Annotated in this window: 6 protein-coding genes; 1 reads left to right on the top strand and 5 read right to left on the bottom strand. The window is 63.6% G+C overall.

Annotation, left to right across the window (positions count from 1 at the left end; genetic code table 11):
• Together LLH00_19615 and LLH00_19610 are read right to left on the bottom strand one after the other, a co-directional pair.
• On the bottom strand, window positions 1–1279 hold a 1279-nt coding region (locus LLH00_19615), incomplete at its 3' end, for an HD-GYP domain-containing protein (GenBank protein ID MCE5273492.1).
• 177 nt (window positions 1280–1456) lie between these two features.
• Window positions 1457–1639 carry a hypothetical protein gene (locus LLH00_19610; GenBank protein MCE5273491.1) on the bottom strand — a complete coding sequence of 61 codons (183 nt, stop codon included), beginning with the start codon at window positions 1637–1639 and terminating at the stop codon, window positions 1457–1459.
• A gap of 326 nt (window positions 1640–1965) precedes the next feature.
• Here LLH00_19610 and LLH00_19605 point away from each other — a divergent pair, with 326 nt between their 5' ends.
• Window positions 1966–3357 carry a carbon-nitrogen hydrolase family protein gene (locus LLH00_19605; GenBank protein ID MCE5273490.1) on the top strand — a complete coding sequence of 464 codons (1392 nt, stop codon included), beginning with the start codon at window positions 1966–1968 and terminating at the stop codon, window positions 3355–3357.
• Between the two features lie 95 nt (window positions 3358–3452).
• Here LLH00_19605 and LLH00_19600 read toward each other — a convergent pair whose 3' ends face one another.
• The 3 genes from LLH00_19600 to LLH00_19590 form a co-directional block, all read right to left on the bottom strand.
• Window positions 3453–4235: a thiazole synthase gene (locus tag LLH00_19600; GenBank protein MCE5273489.1), complete on the bottom strand. Its 783-nt coding sequence runs from the start codon at window positions 4233–4235 to the stop codon at window positions 3453–3455.
• Between the two features lie 105 nt (window positions 4236–4340).
• Window positions 4341–4544 carry a sulfur carrier protein ThiS gene (thiS, locus tag LLH00_19595; GenBank protein MCE5273488.1) on the bottom strand — a complete coding sequence of 68 codons (204 nt, stop codon included), beginning with the start codon at window positions 4542–4544 and terminating at the stop codon, window positions 4341–4343.
• A gap of 33 nt (window positions 4545–4577) precedes the next feature.
• The coding region (locus tag LLH00_19590) for a thiamine phosphate synthase (protein MCE5273487.1) at window positions 4578–4980 on the bottom strand (403 nt) is incomplete at its 5' end.

Below are 4980 nucleotides of genomic sequence, written 5' to 3'. Positions count from 1 at the left end.
CCATCTTCTTTTCCTGCTCGATCTGCTTGCCCAGCATCATGATGAAAGCCCGGAGAAGCCCCTTGTCGTAATCCGCCTCGGTTTTAGACAGAAAACTGAGAGCTTCAAAGGGAGAGAACGCGGGTTTATAGGAGCGCTTGGTCGTCAGGGCGTCGTAAATATCAACGATCGAGGAGATACGGCCGAACAGGGTGAGCTGGTTGCCCTTGATCCCGTGCGGGTAGCCGATCCCGGAAAGCTTCTCGTGATGCTGGGCCACCGGTTCGAGCACATGGACCGGCAGCTTGTGGTGCTCCTTCAGCAGGTCCACGCCCAGCATCACGTGGTTGCGCATCTGGGCGAACTCCTCCTCGGTCAGACGGCCGGGCTTGTTGATCAGGCGGCTGTCGACCAGGCTCTTGCCCACATCGTGCAGCATCCCGCCCAGGCCGAGCTGCTCCAGGTCGGGCTTGTGCGGAAGGCCGATCGCCGAGCCCAACCCCACGCAGAGAGTGCAGACATTCAGCGAATGGATGTAGGTGTAAAAGTCGTGGGAGCTGATCCGCATCAGCGAGTAGTAGGAGGTCTCGTTCTCCAGGATGAAACCCACCAGCCCCTGCACCGAGTCGCTCACGTTCTTGATCTTCTCGCCGCTGCGCGGGTCGTCCAGCACATCCTGCACCACCATCTTGGTCATCTCGCGCAGCACGGTGGCCTTTTTCTGCACGACCTCCAGTTCGGTGCGCTCGCCGCCCATGGACGCGGTCATCAACTGCTCGACAAACAGGCGGTAGGCAGTGAGGTCATCCTTGCGGATCATCAGCGGCAACTGGGAGCCGGCGATCGCGGGCGTTATCTCCCAGGAGCAGGCGCCCGCCGCCTCGAACTCCTGAAACTGGTGGACATCGTTGTCCTGGTGGAAATAGATCGGGAAATCCACTTTCATGCCGGCTTCGAGCAACCGGGTGTCGATCACGTGGAAATGGTCCACCACGTTGTAATAGCGCTCGACCTCCTCCCGGTCCACGAAGATACCGTCGAAACCCTGGTCCCGCGAGACGCCCTCGTCATCGGTGCGCATCCTTTCGCGGTATTTCTCATACAGCTTGATGTCGGTCTTGGCCACGAACAGGGAGACCACGTTGTTGCGCATCAGGTTTTCGAGGTTATCGTGCGCAAAGGTGTAATTGGCCCCCCGAAAGAGAACATAGCGCTCTTTCTGCTTTATGTACAACGGGAAGTCGGGGATGGAATCCACGACAATCCGCTTCAGCGGCACCGGAAAGAATTCCTCTTTCATGCCATATCCCGGTAAAGTTAACAAACACAACAGGGGCAGACACGATTTAATTGTAACTGGATTGAGATGGAAATTCAACCTGCAGCAACAGGCAACCGGGGCGATGAAGCGAACGGCCCGGCCGCCGGGGACCGCAAGAGAGCGGACTGTCAAGAGAACAGGTTCCCCTGCATACTCTTACGATCCAACCCTCTCTGCGGCGCGGGTCACCAAGCGCTCGAACTGTTCGGGTTGGAACTCCACCATGTAGTGGAGATACATCCGGAACAGGTCCTCGGCGTGACGCCTGTGAAAATCCTCACGCAACGAGCGTAACTGATTTTCCAGTATTGCCCGGGTGCTGTTGTCTGTCTGGTGCAATGAAAGGCTCCTGTACGCACGAATATGGCCTGCTGGACTGCTTCCGGCTGGCTGGTGGACCTCCGGCGTCAGCACGGGAACAGCCAGATTGGCGGAAGTTGTATTAAAATAAACCCCTCAGCCGAAAAATCAAGTGGCTGCTCAGTACAGTCAATTAACGCGCCGCAGGTTGGAACTTCTTCTTTTCTTTTTTCCATTACGCCGGGCGCCTCCGCGATTGAACAGGGCGCTTGTCCTGTGACTTGACAACCCTCATCCCGTTCATCATACTGGACACATTGGGAATCCGCCCATCACGAACAACCATCCGGAAAGGATACTCGACCATGCACGCCCCTCGCCTGCCTCTGCCCGCTGTCCTGGCTGTCCTGTTTACAGCCGCCCTGGTCCGTCCCGGCCTGGCCGCCCCGGTGCCGCCGGACACTCCGGTGGCGACAATCAAGGTGCTGCTGAGCGACGACACTTTCCCGGTGGCCGCCGCCGTCGACACTGTAGCGGGCTGGCACGCCTGGAGCCAGCGCGAGGCCACCAGACCGCTCTTTTTCACCGCCGAGACGCCCAGCCTGGGCGGCGCGGGCAGCCTGGGGCTCGCCGGCACGGCCAACAGCGGCACCCACGGCGGCTGGATAAAAAACGTGCCCGGCATCCAACCCGGCCACTGGTACCGTTTCAGCGGCGACTACACCTGCGACCTGGTCCCCTGGCCGCGCCAGCAGGTGCTGGCCCGTCTGGACTGGCGCGACGCCAAAGGCGCTCGCACCGCCCAGCCGGAGTATGTCCCCGAGATGACCCCATCCGCCAAGGGCTGGCAGCGCGCCGGCGGACTGTTCAAGGCCCCGGAGGGGGCGGCCTCGGTCAACCTGGAGCTGTACCTGAGCTACTGCCCCCAGGGCCGCGCCTGGTGGGACAACATCCGCCTGGAGGAGGTGGCCGATCCCGGCAAGCGCATGGTGCGGGTGGCCACGGTCAACTGTTTCCCGCAGGGCACCGAGAACGGCACGGCCAGCGTGGAGCAATTCTGCAAGCTGGTCGATGAGGCTGGGAAGAAAGGCTGCGACATTGTCTGCCTGGGCGAGGGAATCAACATGGTGGGCATCAAGGGCGACCCCAAGTACGACAAGATCGCCGAGCCGATCCCCGGCCCCACCACCAACCGTCTGGGGGAGCTGGCCCGCAAGCACCACATGTACATCGTGGCCGCGCTGGATGAGCTGGAGGGGGGCACGGTCTACAACACCGGTGTGCTGATCGACCGCAGCGGCAACGTGGCCGGGCGCTACCACAAGGTCATGCTGCCGCGCGAGGAGATCGAGGGCGGGGCCACACCGGGCAACGGCTACCCGGTGTTCGACACCGATTTCGGCCGCATCGGGATCATGATCTGCTGGGATGTCCAGTACGTGGACCCGGCGCGCGCTCTGGCCGTCCAGGGGGCCGAGATCGTGTTCCTGCCGATCTGGGACGGGGTTGGCACTCTGATCCGGGCGCGGGCGATAGAGAACCAGGTCTACCTGGTGGACTGTATCTACGGCGGCGAGCCCAGCCGGATTTTCGACCCCTGGGGCAACGTGATCGCCGAGGCCGGCGACCGTCCCGGGATCGGCGTGGCCGACATCGACCTCAACGCGCCGCAGCCCGACCCCTGGCTGGGGGACATGCACCTGCGGTTCCTGCGCGAACGCCGGGCGGACATAACAGTCCCGGCTCTGGAAAGGTGACAGATGAGCGGCGGCGTAAGCCGACGGGGTGTGTAAAAAAGGGGCACGGATCGCCGTGCCCCTACGTTTTCATCCACATTGCTGGTTAATCGTCCTTACTTCCCGATCATCCCGGCGGTGGGGCTGCTCGGGTCGGCGTACTGCTTGCGCGGCATGCGGCCGGCCAGGAAACTGAGCCGCCCGGCCTCCACGCCCAGGCGCATCGCGGTGGCCATGGCCACCGGGTCGGCCGCCAGGGCGATGGCCGTGTTCATCAGGATACCGTCCACCCCAAGCTCCATGGCCCGGGTGGCATCCGAGGCGCTCCCCACTCCGGCATCCACGATCACCGGCACTTTAACCGCCTCGCGGATGAACTGGATGTTGATCGGGTTCAGCACCCCCATCCCGCTGCCGATGGGCGAGGCCAGCGGCATCACCGCCGAGGCCCCGGCCTCCTCCAGCCTGCGCGCCACGATCAGGTCGTCGTTGGTGTAGGGCAGCACCTTGAAGCCCTCCTTGACCAGCACCTTCGTGGCCTCGATCAGCCCGGCGGCATCCGGCAGAAGGGTGCGCTCATCGCCTATCACTTCCAGCTTCACCCACTCGCTGTCCAGGGCCTCTCGGCCCAGGCGCGCCGTGCGCAGGGCCTCCTCCACGCTGTAGCAGCCGGCGGTGTTGGGCAGGAGGAAATATTTCTTGGGGTCGATGAAATTGAGCAGCGCCTCGGCCGTGCTGCGCTTGAGGTCCACCCGCCGCACGGCCACTGTGACCACCTCGGCCCCGCTTGCGGCCAGCGCCTCGACCATCACGGCGTTGTCCTTGTACTTGCCTGTCCCTACCAGCAGCCGGCTGCCGAACTCGCGGCCGGCGATTGTCAGCTTGGTATCCTTGAGCATTGAGACGTTCCTTCCTGGCTTGACTGTTGTTCCGCGCGCCGCATCCCTGGCCCGCAACGGCCCGGACAGCGCGCGATTCAATTCTGGTCTGAGCTGCAGAGCGGCTCAGCCGCCGCCCACCAGCTCGATGATCTCGAAACTGTCGCCCGCGGCCAGCGCCGTGCCGCTCCAGGCGGCGCGGGGCACGATCTCGCGGTTGCGCTCCACCGCCACGCGGCGTCCTGTCACCCCGATCTGCTCCAGCAGCTCGGCCACGGTCAGGCCAGGCTCCACCTGGCGTTTCTCACCGTTGATCTCTATGGTCAGCATCCTTTTCCTCCGGATCGGTTTTCAACACACGCTTTAATACGCTCCAGGCCCGAAAGCCCGACTCATGGCGGCAAGCTCGGTCCGCGGGTCCCCGGGACGCCAGAGGGCCGAGACCGCCGCGCAGCCGAAAGCCCCGGCCGCCGCCACCTGCGGTGCGGTCGCTGCGCTCATCCCGCCTATCGCGAACACCGGTATATCTGTCACCTGACTGCAGACCTCGCGCACCAGACCCACCCCGGCGGCTTGCACCCCCGGTTTGCTGGCCGTGGCGAAGATCGTGCCCAGGTAGATGTAAGAGGCCCCGGCAGCAACGGCCTGCCGCGCCTGCTCCAGCGAGTGGCAGGAACAACCGAACCCCAGGCCGCGTGCCTTACAAAGCGGGGCCGCTGCCTCCAGGGGCACGGAATGATAGCCGAGCTGTACGAAATCGGCGCCC

This window comes from bacterium (assembly GCA_021372515.1).
GTDB lineage: Bacteria > Gemmatimonadota > Glassbacteria > GWA2-58-10 > GWA2-58-10 > JAJFUG01.
Note: the sequence above shows the minus strand (reverse complement) of the source record. Positions and strands in the feature narration are given on the sequence as shown.